The organism is Lysobacter sp. CA196 (assembly GCF_052078695.1).
In the GTDB taxonomy this organism is placed as follows: Bacteria; Pseudomonadota; Gammaproteobacteria; order Xanthomonadales; family Xanthomonadaceae; genus Lysobacter.
The window spans coordinates 53,227-71,104 of record NZ_JBQJIN010000024.1 but is presented as its reverse complement, the minus strand read 5'-3'; the positions used below and the strand labels follow the sequence as shown (position 1 = coordinate 71,104).

Sequence of the window (17,878 nt, the reverse complement as noted above, 5' to 3'; positions counted from 1 at the left end):
CTTTGCACTCAGAAACGGTAATCCGCCGTCAGGCTGAGGGTGCGCGGCGCGCCCGGCGTGTTGAAACCGTCGACCGAACCGTGCGCGGAGCTGAAGTAACGCTTGTCGAATGCGTTCTCCAGGCGCAGGCGCCAGTCCCAGGGGCCGCTGCGGTAGCGCAGGTTGAGGTCGAAACGGGTGAACGCGGGCAGCACGCTCAGATTGGTCGGTGCGGCGTACTGCATCGACACGTGCTGGACCAGGCCGCCGACGCTGAAGCCGCGGCCGAGCAGGTACTCGGCATAGACCGAAGCGCTGTGGCGCGGCGTCAACGCCGAGGTGCGGCCCTGCAGGGACACGCCGTTGGCGACGTTGTTGGACTTGCTGATCTCGCCATCGAGATAGGCATAGCCGGCATACAGGTCCAAGCGTCGCTGCAACAACGAGGCGGCGAAGCCGAGTTCGGCGCCGCGCGTGCGCTGCGTGCCCACGCTGATCTGCCTGCGCGGGTCGACCGGGTCGGTAGTCTTGATGTGCTCGCGCTCGGTCTCGAATACCGCCGCGTCGAAGCTCACCAGGCCATCGGCGCTGGCGAACTTATAGCCGAGCTCGCGATTGGCGGTCGTCTCCGGCTGCAGGTCGACGTTGACCGTGCTCAACGGCAGGCTCTCGGCCGAGGGCTGGAACGACTCGCCCCAGTTCGCGTACAGCGATTGCTGCGGCGTCGGCATCCAGATCAGGCCCAGGCGCGGGCTCCATTCGCGGTCGCTGCGGTCCAGCGCCGGCGCGGAGGCGTTGAGGCGGTCGCGGGTCTGCTGGCGGTAGTCGTCGTAACGCGCGCCGATCACCGCCTTCCACTGCGCGTTCAAGGCGATCTGGTCCTGCAGGTACAAGGCGGCGTTGCGCAGCCGGCTGCGTGCGGCCGCTTCGGCCTTGGGATTGAAGATCGAAGGGCTCAGCACCGGCGCGAGCAGGTCGATCGGCGTGGCGATACCGCCGTAGCTGGCTTGATCCTTGCGCTCGTAGCTGAACTCGCTGCCGAGCAACAGCCGATGGCGTTCGCCCTCGTGGACCAGATCGGCCTGCGCGAACCAGGCCTGCTGGTCGCGTTCGTTGCCGGCGTGGCGCCGGTTCGACAGCCAGCGGCCGTTGCGCAGGAAAGGATTGCCGGTGATCAGCGTATTGCGCCGGTCCAGACGGTAGTCGCTCCCGCGCACGGTCACGCGCAGATCGAGGTCTTCGCTCAGCGCCTTGGCGTAGGTCGCGTTGAGCACCTGCACGCGGGCGCGGCTGTAGTCCTGGTCGCGGGCGTCGGAGGAGCCGTAATAGGTGTCGATCGGCACCTCGAGCGGACGCCCGAACAGGCTCGGGATGCCGAAGTCGGTCACCCGTTCGTCGCGCTGCGCGCTGGCCTGCAACAGCAACTGCCCGCCGCCGAGTTCGAAGCGATACGACGGCGCAATCAGCCAGCGTTCGATGAAGCCTTGTTCGCGGAAGCTGTCGGAGTCCTCGTAGGCCCCCACCAGGCGGCCCGCGCCGATACCGAGCGGACCGGTCAGGTCGAACTCGCCGCGCCGTCCGCCTTCGCTGTCGGCATAGACCCGCAGCTTGCCCTGCGCCGTGTCGAGCGGCTGCTTGCTGACCCGGTTGATCAGGCCGCCCGAGGAACCGCGGCCGAACAACATCGCCGACGGCCCCTTCAGCACTTCGATACGCTCGGTGTTGGCGAGGTCGCGGTAGTACATCGCGTCGTCGCGGACGCCGTCGAGGTATTGGTCGGACAGCGTGCTGAAACCGCGGATCGCGACCTGGTCGCGCTGGCCGTCGCCGTTGTTGAGCCCGACGCCCGGTACCAGCGCCAGCATTTCGTTGAGCGAACGCCCGCCCTGCGCGTCGATCAGGGCGCGCGGCAACACGGTGATCGCCTGCGGAATCTCGACCAGCGCGGTGTCGGTCTTGGTCGCGCTGCGGCTGCGCTCGGCGCCGAAGCTCGGGCCGGCCTTGCCGAGCACCTGGATCTGGTCGAGCTGGTGGACGTCCATATCAGCTGCCGCATCGGCTGCGGCATCGGCCGCGACTGCGTGCAACGGCGCCAGGCAAAGCGGCAGCAAGGCCAGCGCGAGACGCGCCGGTCGGAGGAATGAAGGCATGGGCACAGCTCCTGCGTGACGGGGTCTGGCTTGAGACCGCAGGGGCTCTGGCTATGACAGGGGCGCCGATTCTCGCCGTCGCCCGCGATCACCGCAAGGTGCGACGCCGCTGCGGCCCTCTTCGAACCGGCGGAGTTATTCGGCGCTCTTGTTGGAACGCTTCTTCGCCGCGGCCGCCGTGGCCGGCGCGTCGGCATCGGTGTCCTCGTCGTCCAGCAGCGGCAGGCGCCGCAGGTCGCGGGCGTACAGGTCGGCCGGGCTGTCGGAGGGGCAGGTCTCGTCGGGGAAACCGAACTGCTTCTGCAAGGCCTTCGCGCATTCCGGCATGGAGGCGAAGTTCTTGCCGGTGGCCATGCACTGGGCATCGAAATCGCGGCGGAAGGCTTCGCGGCGGCGGACGAAGTCTTCGCCGCACTTGCGGGTCAGGCGGATGCGGTCGAGGTCGTCCTGGGCGGCGTTGGTGCCGTCGAGACCGAATTGCTTCAGCTCGTCCTCGGTCAACACGCGCAAGTCGCGGTTGGCGATCGTCATCATCAGGTCGGCGACACCGGTGGCGACGCCGTTGCGTTCCAGATAATCGCGCACCTGCTGGTTGATCGCCTTGAGCTCGCGGCTGAGTTCGGCGCGCGAGGTCGCGGTCGAACGGTCGCGCATCAGCCGGTGAATGCCCACCTTGCCCTCGATCGAACGGGTGTCGCCGGACGCCAGCACCAGCACACAGGCGCTGTGGCAGACCGAGTCGTCGCGCACCCAGATCGCCCAGCCCGATTCGGCGATCGAGTCGCCGGCGCGGATCGCTTCCTCGACGTGGCCGCCGCTGGAGTCGATGTCGAGGATGCGGGTCTGGATTTCCATGCGCGTGGCCATCGCGGCGACGCGCTGCACCAGCGCGGTGAAGCCGGCGCCGATCTTGCCTTGGTAGTGCAGGCGCACCACGCCGCTGGCCTGGCACGGCGACAAGGCGTCGACCAGGCTGAAGAAGTCGAGCGCGGTCAACGCTTCGCCGTCGCCGAAACGCGGGTAGTCGTATTCGCAGCTGATCTTGGCCACGCCGCCGTCGAGCTTGGCCGGCGGCCAATACGTGCCTTGCAGGATGTCGGTCTCGCTCGACGGGTCCGCCGCGGCGACCTTGGGCGACTCGTTCTGGCTGCCCATGGTGACCGCCTCGGCGCTCGCCGGCGGCGGCGCGGCGGAATCCCTCCCGCAAGCCGCCAGTCCGAGCAGGCACAAGGTCAGCGCAAACGTCCTTCTGAAAAGCATGTTTCACCCATCGGATTCGGGATCGCGCAGGCCGTCCTGGACCTGCGCCGCGCATCGTCGCCACAGCGCCAACGTTAGCCCCAGGCCCCACCAAGCTCAACGGCAGGAGGTCATGGCGAACGCGGCGCTCAGCGTGACGCCATCATCGTCGGCGGCGCATGAACGGCAGCCGGGGAAATACCCGCCACGGCGAGGCCGGCGGCAGCGGCCACAAATCGCAAACCGGGTCCACGCATCGCGATCGCGGCGATTGACTTCGCCGGTCGCGCTGCGTAGCTTGGCGGCGTGATGGTGAACATCGCTTTATGCAGATGAAGCGATGTGACAAATCGCCCCGGTTCGCGCCGGCGGCGGTTAGAGGGAATCCGGTGCGGACGCCACGTCCAATTCCGGAGCTGCCCCGCAGCGGTATAGGGAACGAACTTCGTCAGGCACTGGGAGCGATCCCGGGAAGCGACGGACAGTAGGAGGCGCCTCGTGCTCCATGCCCCAAGCCCGAAGACCTGCCATGACCGGAAGGCTCGCCTTCCGTCCGACTCCGGCCCGCAAGGTGTCGGCGCTGCGTCCGGGCCCGTCCCGGCGCAGGCCGCGTCGTGCGCGCCGGTTCGCCCGCGGGGGCGAAGGTCGACACCAAGGGGTGTGGCGAAGCCGGGCGCGCGAGCGTCGGGCCGGCGCAGCCGTGGTCTCCTTCGTTGCCCTGCGCCATGCCCACGCATCGCAGGTAATCATCATGATCAGCGTCACCCACCTCGGCTTTCCGCGCATCGGCGCGCGGCGCGAGCTCAAGCTGGCCCTCGAATCGTTCTGGAAAGGCGACACGCCGGCCCAGGCGCTGCACGACACCGCCCACGGCCTGCGCGAACGCCATTGGCGGCTCGCGCGGCAAGCCGGCGCCGACGTCGTGCCGTGCAACGATTTCTCCCTCTACGACCACGTCCTCGACACCGCCGTGCTGTTCGACGCGATCCCCGCGCCATACCGCGAGGTCTACGACGAAAACCCGCTGACCGGTTACTTCGCCCTCGCCCGCGGCCTGCAGGACGGCCGTCGCGACCTGCACGCGCTCGAGATGACCAAGTGGTTCGACACCAACTACCACTATCTGGTGCCGCAGTTCGAACCCGACCAGCGTTTCGCCCTGCGCGGCGACAAGCCCCTGGCGGAACTGGCGCAGGCGCGCGCGCTCGGCATCGAGGCGCGGCCGGTGCTGCTCGGCCCGGTGTCTTTCCTCAAGCTCGGCAAACGCAGCGACGGCGGCGACCCGCGCGAGCTGCTCGATGCCCTGCTGCCGGCCTATGCCGAATTGCTGGCCAAGCTCAAGGCCGCCGGCGCCGAGTGGGTGCAGCTCGATGAGCCTGCGCTGGTGCTCGACCTCGACGACGCCGACCGCGACGCCTACCGCCGCGCCTACGCCGCGCTGGCCGATGCCAATGCACCGAAGCGCCTGCTGACCACGTACTTCGGCGGCCTCGGCGACAACGCCGCGCTCGCCGCGCGCCTGCCGGTGCAAGGCCTGCACGTCGACCTGGTGCGCGCGCCGCAGCAGTTGGAAAGCGTGCTGCCGCTGTTGCCGGACGACCGCGTGCTCAGCCTCGGCGTGGTCGACGGCCGCAACATCTGGCGCGCCGATCTCGACGCCGCGCTGAGCCTCGCCCGCCGCGCCGGCGATCGCGCGCAATGGCTGGCGCCGTCGTGCTCGCTGCTGCACGTGCCGACCGACCTGGAACTGGAACGCAAGCTGCCCGCGCCGTTGCGCCATTGGATGGCCTATGCGCGGCAGAAGATCGAGGAGCTGCGCCTGCTCGCCGATGCCCTTACCGGCAGCGCCGACGCCAACCGCGACCTCGCCACCGCCGCCAGCGCGCGCGCCGCGCGCCTGGCCTCGCCGTTGCTGCGCAATGCCGAGGTGCGCAAGCGCCTGGCCGCGGTCGAACCGGCGATGACCCGGCGCGCCTCGCCCTACCCGCAGCGCGCGAAGGTGCAGGCGCAACGCCTCGGCCTGCCGCTGTTCCCGACCACCACCATCGGCTCGTTTCCGCAGACCGCCGAAGTGCGTCGCGCGCGCGCCGAGCACAAGGCCGGCAAGATCGACGACGCGGCCTACCGCGGCTTCCTCGAGAACGAGACCAAGCTGTGCCTGCGTGAGCAGGAGGCCTTGGGCATCGACGTGCTGGTGCATGGCGAGTTCGAACGCAACGACATGGTCGAGTACTTCGGCGAGCAACTCGACGGTTTCGCCTTCACTGCCCACGGCTGGGTGCAGAGCTACGGCTCGCGTTGCGTCAAGCCGCCGGTGCTGTTCGGCGACGTGGTCCGGCCGCGGGCGATGACGGTCGATTGGACCCGTTACGCGCAAGCGCAAACCCAGCGCCCGGTCAAAGGCATGCTGACCGGGCCGGTGACCATCCTGCAGTGGTCCTTCGTCCGCGACGACCAGCCGCGCGCCGACAGCTGCCGCCAGATCGCCCTGGCCCTGCGCCAGGAAGTGCTGGACCTGGAAGCGGCCGGCATCGCCATCGTCCAGATCGACGAGCCGGCCCTGCGCGAAGGCCTGCCGCTGCGTCGCGCCGACTGGCCGGCCTACCTGGCCTGGGCCGGCGAAAGCTTCCGCCTCGCCGCCAGCGGCGTCGGCGATGCGACCCAGATCCACACCCACATGTGCTACGCCGAGTTCAACGACATCATCGAGGCGGTGGCCGCGCTCGACGCCGACGTGATCTCGATCGAGACCTCGCGCTCGCGCATGGAGTTGCTGGATGCGTTCGTGCGCTATCGCTATCCGAACGGCATCGGCCCGGGCGTCTACGACATCCATTCGCCGCGCGTGCCCAGCGAGACCGAGATGCGCGATTTGCTCGATAAGGCCCTCGATGTGCTCGACCCGGCGCAGCTGTGGGTCAATCCGGACTGCGGCCTGAAGACCCGCGGTTGGCCGGAAGTGCGCTCGGCCCTGCGCGCGATGGTGCAGTCCGCACGCGGCCTGCGCGAGCAAATCGCCGCCGTAGTCGACTGAGCCAGGCGGTCGACCGGGCAAGGCGCCCCCTTTGTAGAGCCGGCAAGGGGGACGCTTTGCGGCCCGACACGACTACGTCCCGAAAATCGAAGCGACCGCACCACACGCCGGTCTACGGTGTTGGCGGTAACGAACCCCTTGGCGAGCAGGCAACCCAAAGCCCAACAAAAAAGCCCCGCAATCGCGGGGCTTTCTCGTCGATCAGGAAAACCGCCGCTTACTTGCCGGCAACGACCTTGACCATTTCCAGGCACTTGTTCGAATAGCCCCATTCGTTGTCGTACCAGCTGACCAGCTTGACGAAGGTGCCGTCGAGGGCGATGCCGGCTTCGGCGTCGAAGATCGAGGTGCGGGCGTCGCCGCGGAAATCGGTCGCCACGACCTTGTCTTCGGTGTAGCCCAGCACGCCCTTCAGCGCGCCTTCGCTCTGCGCTTTCATTTCCGCGCAGATCTCGGCGTAGGTCGCTTCCTTGACCAGTTCCACGGTCAGGTCGACCACCGACACGTCCGAGGTCGGCACGCGGAACGACATGCCGGTGAGCTTCTTGTTGAGCTCCGGGATCACCACGCCGACCGCCTTGGCCGCGCCGGTGCTCGAGGGAATGATGTTCTCCAGGATGCCGCGGCCGCCGCGCCAGTCCTTGTTGCTCGGGCCGTCGACGGTCTTCTGGGTGGCGGTGGCGGCGTGCACGGTGGTCATCAGGCCGCGCTTGATGCCCCACTTGTCGTTGATCACCTTGGCCAGCGGGGCCAGGCAGTTGGTGGTGCACGAGGCGTTGGAGACGATCGCCTCGCCCTGGTAGGTCTTGTCGTTGACGCCGTAGACGAACATCGGCGTGTCGTCCTTCGACGGCGCCGACAGCACGACCTTCTTGGCGCCGGCATCGAGATGCTTCTGCGCGGTGACCTTGTCCAGGAACAGCCCGGTCGATTCGATCACCACCTCGGCGCCGACCTCGTCCCACTTAAGGTTGGCCGGGTCGCGTTCCTGGGTCAGGCGGATCTTCTTGCCGTTGACGATCAGGGTGTTGCCTTCGACCTTGACCTCGCCCTTGAAGCGGCCGTGGACCGAGTCGTACTGCAGCATGTAGGCCAGGTAGTCGGGCTCGAGCAGATCGTTGATGGCGACGATTTCGATGTCGTTGCCGAAATTCTGCACGGCCGCGCGCAGGACGTTGCGTCCGATGCGGCCGAAGCCGTTGATGCCTACCTTGATCGTCATTGAGGTAACTCCTGCAGCCGCCCGGGCGGGTCAAGTGGGGAAACTCCCATTCTAGCAAGGCGGCGCCTGGGTCGCAGTCCGGCCCCATGGAGGGGCCGTTACCGCCCGTGACCGCCCGCACAGCCGCTGGAAAGCCGTTCCTGCGGTACATAGCAACAAGAGTGGAACGCAGGTCTAGGTTTGCCGTTCTCCGGCGTATTTAGAGTGCGGTGCGGACAGACTCCTGTTCAGCAAACCTGCAAACTCGGTCTCTTCACGACCTCACAGGGGACTCAAGGAATGAATCAGCGACTGATCGGCGGCGTCCTCGCCGCCACCCTGGCCTGCGCGGTCCAGCCCGCCCTTGCCCAGCAGACCGGCAACTTCACCCTGGGTATCGGCGCCCACCAGGTCAATCCGAAGTCCGACAACGGCAGCGTGCTGGGCGGAGCGGCCGAGCTGGAAATCGGCGACAACGTCCAGCCCACCATCACTTTCGAATACTTCATCCGCGACAACCTCGGCATCGAGGTGCTGGCGGCCACGCCGTTCAAGCACGACATCGATATCAAGGGCGTCGGCAAGGTCGGCACGACCAAGCAGCTGCCGCCGACCTTCTCGCTGCAGTACCACTGGAACAGCCGCGGCGTGGTCTCGCCCTTCGTCGGCCTGGGCGTCAACTACACGACCTTCTTCAGCGAGAAGACCACCGGTGCGCTGCGCGGCACCCGCCTCAAGCTCGACGACTCGGTCGGCGTGGCGGCCCATGTCGGCGTCGACTTCATCCTGACCGAGCGCAGCTCGATCCGCGTGGATGCACGCTGGATCGACATCCAGACCGATGTCGAGCTGAACGACCAGAAGATCGGCAAGGCCACCATCGACCCGACCGTGTTCGGTCTGGCCTACGTGATGAAGTTCTAAGCAGCGATCCGCTGCCAGGCGATCGCGGCGGGCCCGGCCGGCCGCGATCGCAACGGGTTCGACCTGGTCGCTTCGATCCGGCGAGCTTGCGACAGCCGCGCGGCGCCCGCAGCCACCGTTCGCATTACCCCCCATACCGCCCCTGTCGGTCGGCACCAAGCCGACCGCGCCTCGCCCTATTCGGACAGCGGCCGCAATGAACCGCTCCGGTAAAGTGGACGCCATGACTTCGACCCGCTCGCGTTCCTTCTCCAAATCGCTGCGCCGCTATTCGGCGCTGCTGCTTCTGCTGCCGCTCAACAGCCTGGCCTGGGGCCCGCAGGGGCATCGCCTGGTCGCGGCGCTGGCCTGGGACGATCTGCGTCCCGAGGTGCGCGCCGAAATCGCCAAGATGCTCAAAGGCGAAGCCGACCCGAGCCTGCCCGGCATCGCCAACTGGGCCGACGACCTGCGCAGCAGCGACCCCAAACTCGGCAAAGAAAGCGCCAGGTGGCATTACGTCAACCTCGCCGAGGACGACTGCCATTACGACGCCGCGCGTCATTGCCCGGATGGCAACTGCGCGGTCGAGGCGATCCGCACTCAGACCGCGATCCTCGCCGACCGCAGCCAGTCCCAGGACAAACGGCTGCAGGCCTTGAAGTTCGTGGTTCATTTCGTCGGCGACGTGCACCAGCCGCTGCACGCCGGTTTCGGCCGCGACAAGGGCGGCAACGACTACCAACTGCAGATTCCTGGCGAGCCGGAACCCGTCGACGGCTACGGCACCAATCTGCATTCGCTGTGGGACAGCAAGATGCTGTCGATGAGCAAGCGCGACTACACGGCCTATCTCAAGTACCTGCGGCAGACCCCGGCGCCGGCCGCGAGCAGCCTGGGCCTGCCACCGGCCTCGCCCGCCTGGGCCGAGGCCTCGTGCCGGATCGTATTGCAGCCGGGCTTCTATCCCGACGGCCACATACTCGAACCGGCCTATGTGGAAACCTGGCGCCCGGTGGCGGAAACTCAGCTGCGGCTCGGCGGCGCACACCTGGCCGGCGTGCTCAATGCCGCGCTCGCACATCGCTGAGCGCACCGCCCGCCTGCCGGCCTGATCACCGGGCGGCGCCCGTCCCTCCCGCGTCCATCGAGCGGGATCGCCGCCAGGAGTTACCGCATGTCGCCGCAGGTCGTACCGTTCCATCATCGCGACACCGGGACCTGGTCGTATCTGGTCGCCGACCCGGCAACGCGTGCGGCGGCCATCGTCGATCCGGTGCTCGACTACGACGCGCGCTCGGGCCGCACCGGCCTGGGCAGCGCGCAGACCCTGCTCGACGAAGCCGCGCGCCTCGGGCTGCGGATCGACTGGCTGCTCGAAACCCATGCCCACGCCGATCACCTCAGCGCCGCCCATGCCCTGCGCGAGGCCATCGCGGCCAAGGGCGCGCAGCCGCCGCGGATCGCCATCGGCCGCCGCATCGACGAAGTCCGGCGCGTGTTCGCGCCGCTGTTCGGCCTGGCCGAGACCGAAGCCGTCCCGGCTTTCGACCATCTGTTCGACGACGAGGAAGGCTTCGCCATCGGCGATCTGCAGGCGCGGGCGATCCCGGTGCCCGGCCACACCCGCGACAGCCTCGCCTATCTGATCGGCGACGCCTTGTTCACCGGCGACTCGCTGTTCCTGCCCGACAGCGGCACCGCGCGCTGCGATTTCCCCGGCGGCAGCGCCGCCATGCTGTATCGGTCGATACAAACGCTGTACCGGCTGCCCGACGCGACCCGCGTGTTCGTCTGCCACGACTACGGCAAGCCCGAACGCGAGCCGGCCTGCGAAACCACGCTCGGCGAACAGAAGCGCAGCAATATCCACGTGCGCAGCGACACCGGCGAGGCCGAGTTCGTCGCCTTGCGCGAACAGCGCGACGCAGGACTGCAGATACCGGCCCTGATCCTGCCGGCGCTGCAGGTCAATCTGCGCGCCGGCGCCCTGCCCGAGCCCGAAGCCAATGGCGTGCGTTACCTGAAACTTCCGCTCGATCGACTCTGAGGCTTGCCTGTGACCGCCCCGCATCGCCTGCGTCGTTACGTCCTGATCGCCGCACTCGCCAGCGCAAGCGTGCAGGCGGCCGAGCCGCATCGGCATAGCGCCAAATCATTGCCCTCGCCGTCCTCGCCGACCGGACCGGTCGAGGTCGCCCTCGACGAAGCAATGATTGCGCGCTTGCCGCAGGTCACCGCGACCGGCGAAGCGCACGGCCGCAAGCTCAGCTGCGAAGGCGTCGCCCTGCATGAACTGCTGCGTGCTAGCGGCGCGATGCCGGCCGCCCCCTTGCGCGGTGCCGACCTCGCCCGCGTGGCGGTGGTGCGCGCCCGCGACGGCTACCGCGCCGCGTTCTCGCTGGCCGAACTCGACCCCAGCCTCGGCCAGCATCTGGTCGTGTTGAGCCGGCGCTGCAACGGCGAGGCGCTCGCCGCCGAGGACGGCCCGTGGCGGCTGATCGCGCCGGGCGAATCGCGGCCGGCGCGTTGGGTGCGCCAAGTCGAATCGATCCGGGTGGTCGACGCGCCCTGAGCGCGATGCACTCACGGCGCCGCTTCCGCCCCGGCCGTTGCGGGAGCGAGCCCCAGCGTTCCGCCGCCCGCGGTCGCGCCGCCTCGACTTCGCGCTACTCTCGCCCTGACTCACACCCGACAGGTCCGCAATGAAATCGATCCGTCGCCGCTGGCTGGGCGCCCTGTGTACGCTCGGCTTCGTTCTCGCAGCCGGCATCGCGTCGGCGCAGACCGCGCCCAGGCCGACCAATGACGCCGCACCGATCACCGTGTTCGCCGCCGCCAGCCTCAAGGAATCGCTGGACGAAGCCGCGGCCGCGTACACCAAGGCCAGCGGGCAGCCGGTGCGCGTGTCCTACGCCGCCAGTTCCGCCCTCGCCCGCCAGATCGAGCAGGGCGCGCCGGCGGATGTGTTCGTCTCGGCCGACCTGGACTGGATGGACTATCTGCAGCAACGCAAACTCATCGACTCCGGCAGCCGCCGCAACCTGCTCGGCAACCGCCTGGTGCTGATCGCGGCGAAGACCGGCAGCGCCCAGCCGGTCGCGCTCAAGCCCGGCGTCGACCTGCTTCCGCTGCTCGGCGACGGCCGCATTGCGCTGGCCCTGACCAACAGCGTGCCGGCCGGCAAGTACGCACGCGCCGCGTTCGCCTCGCTAGGCGTCTGGACCGCGCTGCAACCCAAGGTCGCCGAAGCCGAGAACGTGCGCGCCGCATTGATGCTGGTCGCGCGCGGCGAAGCGCCGCTCGGCGTGGTCTATGCCAGCGACGCCCGCGCCGAACCCAAGGTGCGGGTGCTTGCGACCTTCCCCGCCGACAGCCATGCGCCGATCGTGTATCCGGTCGCCCGCGTGAGCGCCAGCCGCCAGCCGCGCGCGGCCGCGTTCGCACAGTGGCTGCATGGCCCGGCTGCGATGGCGATCTTCCGCCGCCACGGTTTCGCGACCCTGGACTGACGGCATCGCGATGTTCGATTTCAGCCCGGCCGAACTCACCGCCATCGCGCTGAGCCTCAAGGTCGCCACGGTCGCGACCCTGGGCAGCCTGCCGCTCGGGATCGCGATGGGCTGGCTGCTGGCGCGCACCCGCTTCCCCGGCAAGCTGTTGTTCGACACCTTGCTGTACCTGCCGCTGGTGTTGCCGCCGGTGGTCACCGGCTACGCCTTGTTGATCCTGCTCGGCAACCAGGGCGCGGTCGGGCGTGTTCTCTCCGACTACTTTCATTTCAGTTTCGCGTTCCGCTGGACCGGCGCCGCGCTGGCCAGCGCGATCATGGGCTTTCCGCTGATGGTGCGGGCGATCCGGCTGTCGATCGAAGCGGTCGACCAACGCCTCGAACAGGCGGCCTCGACCCTCGGCGCGAACCGCTGGCGGGTGTTCTTCGGCGTGACCCTGCCGCTGGCGTGGCCCGGGCTGGTTGCCGGCGCGGTGTTGTCGTTCGCCAAGGCGCTCGGCGAATTCGGCGCCACCATCACCTTCGTCTCCAACATTCCCGGCGAAACCCAGACCCTGTCGTCGGCGATCTACGGCCTGATGCAAGTGCCCGACGGCGAGTCCGGCGTGCTGCGCCTGGCCTTGGTCGCGGTAGCGATTTCGTTCGCCGCGGTGTTCGCCTCGGAATGGCTGGTGCAGCGCCAGCGACGCGAGACCCACCGATGAGCGATCCCATGCTCGATCGCGACCGCAGCGCGGACGATACGGCTTCGCAGGAGCCCTCCGCGAGCGACGTCCACGTCCTCGACTTCAGCCTGCGCCGCGGCAGTTTCGAACGCAGCGTGAGCATTCGCAGCCGCCACCGGGTGATCGCCCTGGTCGGCGCCTCCGGCGCCGGCAAGACCTCGCTGCTGTATGCGGTGGCCGGGCTGCTGCGGCCGCAACGCGGTCGCATCGAAATCGCCGGCCGCTGCCTGTTCGACAGCGAACGCGGCATCGACGTGCCGGCGCATCGTCGCCGCATCGGCTACGTGTTCCAGGATGCGCGTCTGTTTCCGCACCTCAACGTGCGCCGCAACCTGCTGTACGGCCTGCACGGCGAAGCGCGGCACTCGCCGCGCTTCGCCTTCGAGGCGGTCGTCGACTTGCTCGGCATCGGGCCTTTGCTCGATCGCGATACCGCCGGCTTGTCGGGCGGCGAGAGCCAACGCATCGCTTTGGGGCGCGCGCTGCTGTCCCAGCCGCATATCCTGCTGCTGGACGAGCCGCTTTCGATGCTGGACATGGACCGCCGCGAGGAACTGTTGCCCTACCTGCAGCGGGTACGCGACGAGATCGCGTTGCCGATGATTTACGTCAGTCACTACCCCGAGGAAGTCCGACGCATCGCCGACGAGGTGCACACCGTCGGTAGCTGAGCGCGCCGGTTGCGCAGGACTCGCGCGCGGCGCTCGGGGAGAGGCTTCGAATCGAGGGCGATGCCCTCAGCGCTTGACCTCGACCGGGACGAAGGTGACCGAGCTGCCCTGGAGCACGGGCTTCATGCCCGAACTGCGGGCGACGATCTCCAGGGCATTGCGTGCCGGTATGCGAACGAACTGCAGACGGACGCCCTTGCCGCTGTCGTCGAGCGTCTGCGGATTGGTCAGGATCAGGCCCGCCTGAGTGGCGATGCGGCGGGCGACTTCGCGCGGCATTTCGTCGGTCGCATCCAGGGAGACCAACGGTTCGCCCGGCTCGGGGTGGAGGCGGATCACTTCGATCTTAGACGCATCGGCGGGTTGGCCGGCCCATACGCCGAAGCCGGTGGCTGAGCCGACCAGGGCGAGCACGGCCGCGCCGATTGCGACCCGCTTCGACGCGGGCAAGGGTTGCTTGAGCATGAGAATTCTCTCCTTCAAGGGATGGGCCTGCGCCCAGTGGCATGCCAACGGCGAGGGATGCGCCGCCAACAAGGTTTTCAACATCGCTTCGCCGTAGCTGCGCCGCGCGCGGGGATGCCGGGCGAGCACGCGCAGATCGCAGGCCAGTTCCTGGTCGTGACGGAAACGGCGAGCGGCGTAATGCAGCAAGGGGTTGAACCAGTACACGCAACGCAGCAGGGCGACGAAAGCGTTGACGTGCAGGTCCCCGCTGCGGATGTGGCTGCGCTCGTGGGTGCGGATCAAGGCCTGTTGTTCGACCGAATAACGCGTGTCGAAATCGCGCTGCACCACGATGCGCGGCCGCAACAGACCGAACGCCGCCGGCAACCCGAGGATCGCCTCAGCTTGATACAAGCCGTCCTCGCGGCGCGCGACGCGGCCGAGCGCACGCTGGAAACGCCGTTGCTGGCGCAAGGTCGTTGCGGCCATTGCGATGACGCCGGTCGCCCAAAGTACGAGCAGCCATGGCATCGGATCGAAGCCCGCCGACGCGGTCGCTTGCAGGAACGACGGCGGCGCCGGTACGGCGCTCGCGCCTGCGACCGGCACGGACAGCATCCGCGGTGTGGTGGGCAGCAACACCGCGATCATCAGCAGCGGCACCAGCGCCCAGCCGGCGTAGCCGACCGCGGCACCGAAGACGCGTCGCAGCGGCAAGCGCAGGGCCAACACCAGCAGCAAAGCCAGGCTCATCGCCGCGCTGGTTTCGAGCAGCCACATTGCCTCTTCCATACTCACGATCATGCCGCGCTCTCCGAATCGCAGGGGATGGTCTTCGTGCTTGCAGCGCAGTGCGCGATGGCGACCGGCGGCAACGCGCGGATGGGCTCAGCCCGGCTCATCGTCGAGCTCATCGAGCAATTTGCGCAGGTCGGCAATGTCCTTGCGGCTGAGCTTGCGTTGTTCGCTGAAGTGCGCAACCAAGGGCGCGACGCGGCCGCCGAACAAGCGGTCCAGCAGGCTGCGGCTCTCGCCCATAACCCAGTCTTCGCGCTTGAGCACCGGCGCATACAAATAGCGGCGACCGTCCTTGTCGGCGCGTACCGCCCCCTTGTTCAACAGCCGGTTGAGCAAGGTCTTGATCGTCGCTTCCTGCCATTGCTGGCTGTCGGCGAGCGCGGCGATGACCTCTTCGGCCGATTGCGGGTGGCGGCGCCACAGCACGTCCATGACGAGGGATTCGGCTTCGCTGATCTGCATCGTTTACACCTGTAATTTTTACTGAGATTACGCTTGTAAACGATCTTGTCAAGCCCGCTGCTTTGGGAATGCGATACTGCCCGCATGACCGCCCCTGCCCGCTTCGATTCGCTCGACGACGCCGTCGCTTTTCTTTACGAACGGCTCTCCGGCCCCCTGCACGTCGGCGCCCCGCTCGGGCTCGGCAAGCCGCACCGGCTGCTCAATGCGCTGTACGCACGGGCCGAACGCGACGCTTCGCGCCGTCTGCATCTGTACACGGCGCTGTCGCTGGATCCGCCCGGGGCCGGCAAGGGCCTGGAGGGGCGCTTCGTCGGCCCGTTCGCGCAGCGCCATTTCGGCGACGACTTCCCGCGCCTGCGTTATGTGCAGGCACTCAAACGCAATACGCTGCCGGCGCATATCGAAATCGAGGAGTTCTATCTGCAATCGGGCGCCTTGCTCAACGCCGCCGCCGCGCAACGCCGCTACGCCAGTCTCAACTACACCCACGTCGCCCGTGCCCTCGCCGACCGGGGCCTCAACGCCATCGTGCAGAAGGTCGCGGCCGAACCCGGCGGCAGCCGCTTGTCCCTGTCGTGCAATACCGACCTGACCTTCGATGCGGTCGATGCGATCGTCGCCCGCGGCCTGCCGCGGCCGCTGCTGATCGCCGAAGTCGATCCGCAACTGCCCTGGCTCGGCGGCAGCGCCGCGGTCGATCCCGGCTACTTCGACGCGGTGGTGGCCCCGCCCGGTCCGCATCCGAAACTGTTCGGGCTGCCGCGGCAACCGGTTGCCGATGCCGACTACGCGATCGGCTTCTACGCCAGCACCCTGGTGCGCGACGGCGGCACCCTGCAGATCGGTATCGGCACCCTGGCCGATGCGCTGTGCCATGCGCTGGCGCTGCGGCATACCGACAATGCAGCGTATTTGCGGGTGTTGGCCGCATTGGGAGTCGATGTTGGAGCGCCGCTTGGGCACACCACTCCGTTGCAGGGTGACCTCGCCGAAGACCGTAACGCGAAGGCGCCGGTTGCGCCGCTTGAGCACACGGCTTCTAGTGACAATGACCTGGTCGGAGACCGTAACGCGAAGGCGCCGGTTGCGCCGCTCGGTCCATTTAGCGTCGGGCTTTTTGGCTGTAGCGAGATGATCAACGAAGGCTTTCGGCGTCTCGTCGAAGTCGGCGTGATCAAGCGCAAGGTCGTCGACGATCTAGACCTCATGCGCCGGCTCGGCGACGGCAGCGCGAGCGCCGAAGACCACGCACGGCTCGAGGTCGAGGGCGAGTTCCTGCAGGGCGGCTTCTACCTGGGCTCGCCGGATTTCTACCAGTGGCTGCGCACGTTATCCGACCAACAACGGCGCGGCATCGGCATGCGCCGGATCAGCGAAGTCAACGAGCTCTACGGCGGCAACGAGACCCTCGAACGTCTGCAACGCCGCGACGCGCGCTTCTTCAACAGTTGCATGATGGCGACCGCGCTCGGCGCGGCAGTCTCGGACACGCTCGACGACGGCCGCGTGGTGTCCGGCGTCGGCGGCCAATACAACTTCGTCGCGATGGCGCATGCCTTGCCCGATGCATGCTCGGTGCTGATGCTGCGCTCGACCCGCGAAAGCGCCGGCACGGTGCGCTCCAACGTGGTCTGGAACTACGCCCAGACCACCATCCCGCGGCATCTGCGCGACGTCTACATCACCGAGTATGGCATCGCCCACCTGCGCGGCAAGACCGACGAGGACTGCATCGAGGCGATGTGCGCGATCGCCGACAGCCGCTTCACCGGCGCCCTGCGCGAAGCCGCGCGCGCCGCCGGCAAACTCGCGCCGAGCGCCATGCCGCCGCCGGCGATCGAGCGACGCCGCGTCAACACGCCGGAACGCTTGCGCGACCTGCTCGCCCCGTTCCGTGCCGACGGCACCCTGCCCGACTATCCGCTCGGCAGCGATTTCACCGAAGTCGAGCAACGCCTGGTCAAGGCACTCGGCTTGCTCAAGGCCAGCACGACCACGCGTGCGGGCACTGTTCGTACCGTGCTGCGCGCCCTGTCCTCCGCTTCTAGCCGCGACAACGAGGCCCTGCAACGAATGGACCTCGAACGGCCGGCCGGCCTCGGCGACAAACTGCAGGCGCGGCTGTTGTCGTGGGCGCTGGCACAGGAAAAACGCAGCTGAGTCCACTTCGCTGGCGCAGTGCCCAGCGCCAACCAATCGATACGCTCCGAGCCGCGGCCAGCCATAACCCGTTGCCGTTGCCGTTGCCGTTGCCGTTGCCGTAAAGATTCTGCTGTTGCCGTGGCTGTGCGTCGCTAGGCACTAGCGACGGCTGAAGAAGACCCGGAGGGCGACGCGCAGGGATGCGCGTCGTTTTTCATCGGGACAGGGATGTCCCGTGTGAAAAATCCCCGCGCATGCATCGCTCGTGCGGGCCCTTGACTCAAAGAAAAGCATTTTTCTTTGGTTACCTTTCTTTTGTTGCTTTAGACAAAAGAAAGTAACCCGCCGCTTTAGTGGCGGAAGCTTTTGGCGTTTGATCTTGATCTAGATCCCGATTGAGGGAAGCGCCGCGAGAGCGAAACAGCGCGGTCGCGACTTGCGTCGCTCCTACCCTGGACGGGCTGCGGCCGGCATCGGCGCGAGTGATGCGGCGAGGTCGCGGCTTGCGCCGCTCCTACCCTGGCGAAAACACGCCGCTTCGACGGATGGCGACGGCCTCGCTACCTCTGCGCGTCCCGTGGTCGCGACTTGCGTCGCTCCTACCCCGGCGAAA

General features: G+C 67.9%; 15 protein-coding genes and 1 riboswitch. Of the genes, 9 read left to right on the top strand and 6 right to left on the bottom strand.

Annotated elements, in window-relative coordinates:
* Positions 1-8 precede the first annotated feature (8 nt).
* The 3 genes from ACTOWK_RS18320 to ACTOWK_RS18310 all read right to left on the bottom strand — a co-directional run bounded on the left by ACTOWK_RS18320 (position 9) and on the right by ACTOWK_RS18310 (position 3,688).
* Entirely contained in the window at positions 9-2,129 is a 2,121-nt protein-coding gene (locus tag ACTOWK_RS18320; RefSeq protein ID WP_441331530.1) for a TonB-dependent receptor, read from the bottom strand.
* Between the two features lie 135 nt (positions 2,130-2,264).
* Positions 2,265-3,389, bottom strand: coding sequence for a hypothetical protein (locus ACTOWK_RS18315; RefSeq protein ID WP_441331529.1), 1,125 nt, complete (start codon positions 3,387-3,389; stop codon positions 2,265-2,267).
* 128 nt (positions 3,390-3,517) lie between these two features.
* Positions 3,518-3,688 (bottom strand): hypothetical protein, encoded by a 171-nt coding sequence (locus tag ACTOWK_RS18310; protein WP_441331528.1) that lies wholly within the window; start codon positions 3,686-3,688, stop codon positions 3,518-3,520.
* A gap of 19 nt (positions 3,689-3,707) precedes the next feature.
* A riboswitch (cobalamin riboswitch) is annotated at positions 3,708-3,914 on the top strand.
* Positions 3,915-4,119: 205 nt separating this feature from the next.
* Here ACTOWK_RS18310 and metE point away from each other — a divergent pair.
* Positions 4,120-6,402: a 5-methyltetrahydropteroyltriglutamate--homocysteine S-methyltransferase gene (gene metE / locus ACTOWK_RS18305; RefSeq protein ID WP_441331527.1), complete on the top strand. Its 2,283-nt coding sequence runs from the start codon at positions 4,120-4,122 to the stop codon at positions 6,400-6,402.
* A 217-nt stretch (positions 6,403-6,619) separates the two neighbouring features.
* Here metE and gap read toward each other — a convergent pair whose 3' ends face one another.
* Positions 6,620-7,624, bottom strand: a complete 1,005-nt coding sequence (gap, locus tag ACTOWK_RS18300; protein WP_441331526.1) for a type I glyceraldehyde-3-phosphate dehydrogenase — start codon at positions 7,622-7,624, stop codon at positions 6,620-6,622.
* A gap of 279 nt (positions 7,625-7,903) precedes the next feature.
* On the opposite strand from gap, the gene ACTOWK_RS18295 reads away from it, so the two are divergent.
* From ACTOWK_RS18295 to ACTOWK_RS18265, 7 genes are all read left to right on the top strand, one after another.
* Positions 7,904-8,527 (top strand): OmpW/AlkL family protein, encoded by a 624-nt coding sequence (locus tag ACTOWK_RS18295; RefSeq protein ID WP_441331525.1) that lies wholly within the window; start codon positions 7,904-7,906, stop codon positions 8,525-8,527.
* Positions 8,528-8,750: 223 nt separating this feature from the next.
* A complete protein-coding gene (locus ACTOWK_RS18290) occupies positions 8,751-9,596 on the top strand; it encodes a S1/P1 nuclease (protein ID WP_441331524.1) in 846 nt (281 codons plus the stop codon).
* An 87-nt stretch (positions 9,597-9,683) separates the two neighbouring features.
* A complete protein-coding gene (locus ACTOWK_RS18285) occupies positions 9,684-10,556 on the top strand; it encodes an MBL fold metallo-hydrolase (protein WP_441331523.1) in 873 nt (290 codons plus the stop codon).
* 9 nt (positions 10,557-10,565) lie between these two features.
* Positions 10,566-11,081, top strand: a complete 516-nt coding sequence (locus ACTOWK_RS18280) for a hypothetical protein (protein ID WP_441331522.1) — start codon at positions 10,566-10,568, stop codon at positions 11,079-11,081.
* A 130-nt stretch (positions 11,082-11,211) separates the two neighbouring features.
* Positions 11,212-12,018 carry a molybdate ABC transporter substrate-binding protein gene (gene modA, locus ACTOWK_RS18275; protein WP_441331521.1) on the top strand — a complete coding sequence of 269 codons (807 nt, stop codon included), beginning with the start codon at positions 11,212-11,214 and terminating at the stop codon, positions 12,016-12,018.
* Between the two features lie 10 nt (positions 12,019-12,028).
* On the top strand, positions 12,029-12,721 hold the full coding sequence (gene modB, locus ACTOWK_RS18270) for a molybdate ABC transporter permease subunit (protein ID WP_441331520.1): 693 nt from the start codon (positions 12,029-12,031) through the stop codon (positions 12,719-12,721).
* On the top strand, positions 12,718-13,413 hold the full coding sequence (locus ACTOWK_RS18265) for a molybdenum ABC transporter ATP-binding protein (RefSeq protein WP_441331519.1): 696 nt from the start codon (positions 12,718-12,720) through the stop codon (positions 13,411-13,413). Before modB ends, ACTOWK_RS18265 begins: the two co-directional genes overlap by 4 nt.
* Before the next feature lie 66 nt (positions 13,414-13,479).
* On the opposite strand, the gene ACTOWK_RS18260 is transcribed toward ACTOWK_RS18265, so the two are convergent.
* Positions 13,480-14,664 (bottom strand): M56 family metallopeptidase, encoded by a 1,185-nt coding sequence (locus tag ACTOWK_RS18260; protein ID WP_441331518.1) that lies wholly within the window; start codon positions 14,662-14,664, stop codon positions 13,480-13,482.
* An 84-nt stretch (positions 14,665-14,748) separates the two neighbouring features.
* Positions 14,749-15,120, bottom strand: a complete 372-nt coding sequence (locus ACTOWK_RS18255) for a BlaI/MecI/CopY family transcriptional regulator (protein WP_441331517.1) — start codon at positions 15,118-15,120, stop codon at positions 14,749-14,751.
* 84 nt (positions 15,121-15,204) lie between these two features.
* On the opposite strand from ACTOWK_RS18255, the gene ACTOWK_RS18250 reads away from it, so the two are divergent.
* Positions 15,205-17,283: an acetyl-CoA hydrolase/transferase C-terminal domain-containing protein gene (locus ACTOWK_RS18250; RefSeq protein ID WP_441331516.1), complete on the top strand. Its 2,079-nt coding sequence runs from the start codon at positions 15,205-15,207 to the stop codon at positions 17,281-17,283.
* Positions 17,284-17,878 lie beyond the last annotated feature (595 nt).

Coding starts and splice junctions, on each gene's coding strand:
- ACTOWK_RS18320 (WP_441331530.1), bottom strand. CDS start 2,129: ATGCCTTCATTCCTCCGACCGGCGCGTCTCGCGCTGGCCTTGCTGCCG.
- ACTOWK_RS18315 (WP_441331529.1), bottom strand. CDS start 3,389: ATGCTTTTCAGAAGGACGTTTGCGCTGACCTTGTGCCTGCTCGGACTG.
- ACTOWK_RS18310 (WP_441331528.1), bottom strand. CDS start 3,688: ATGTTCACCATCACGCCGCCAAGCTACGCAGCGCGACCGGCGAAGTCA.
- metE (WP_441331527.1), top strand. CDS start 4,120: ATGATCAGCGTCACCCACCTCGGCTTTCCGCGCATCGGCGCGCGGCGC.
- gap (WP_441331526.1), bottom strand. CDS start 7,624: ATGACGATCAAGGTAGGCATCAACGGCTTCGGCCGCATCGGACGCAAC.
- ACTOWK_RS18295 (WP_441331525.1), top strand. CDS start 7,904: ATGAATCAGCGACTGATCGGCGGCGTCCTCGCCGCCACCCTGGCCTGC.
- ACTOWK_RS18290 (WP_441331524.1), top strand. CDS start 8,751: ATGACTTCGACCCGCTCGCGTTCCTTCTCCAAATCGCTGCGCCGCTAT.
- ACTOWK_RS18285 (WP_441331523.1), top strand. CDS start 9,684: ATGTCGCCGCAGGTCGTACCGTTCCATCATCGCGACACCGGGACCTGG.
- modA (WP_441331521.1), top strand. CDS start 11,212: ATGAAATCGATCCGTCGCCGCTGGCTGGGCGCCCTGTGTACGCTCGGC.
- modB (WP_441331520.1), top strand. CDS start 12,029: ATGTTCGATTTCAGCCCGGCCGAACTCACCGCCATCGCGCTGAGCCTC.
- ACTOWK_RS18265 (WP_441331519.1), top strand. CDS start 12,718: ATGAGCGATCCCATGCTCGATCGCGACCGCAGCGCGGACGATACGGCT.
- ACTOWK_RS18260 (WP_441331518.1), bottom strand. CDS start 14,664: ATGATCGTGAGTATGGAAGAGGCAATGTGGCTGCTCGAAACCAGCGCG.
- ACTOWK_RS18255 (WP_441331517.1), bottom strand. CDS start 15,120: ATGCAGATCAGCGAAGCCGAATCCCTCGTCATGGACGTGCTGTGGCGC.
- ACTOWK_RS18250 (WP_441331516.1), top strand. CDS start 15,205: ATGACCGCCCCTGCCCGCTTCGATTCGCTCGACGACGCCGTCGCTTTT.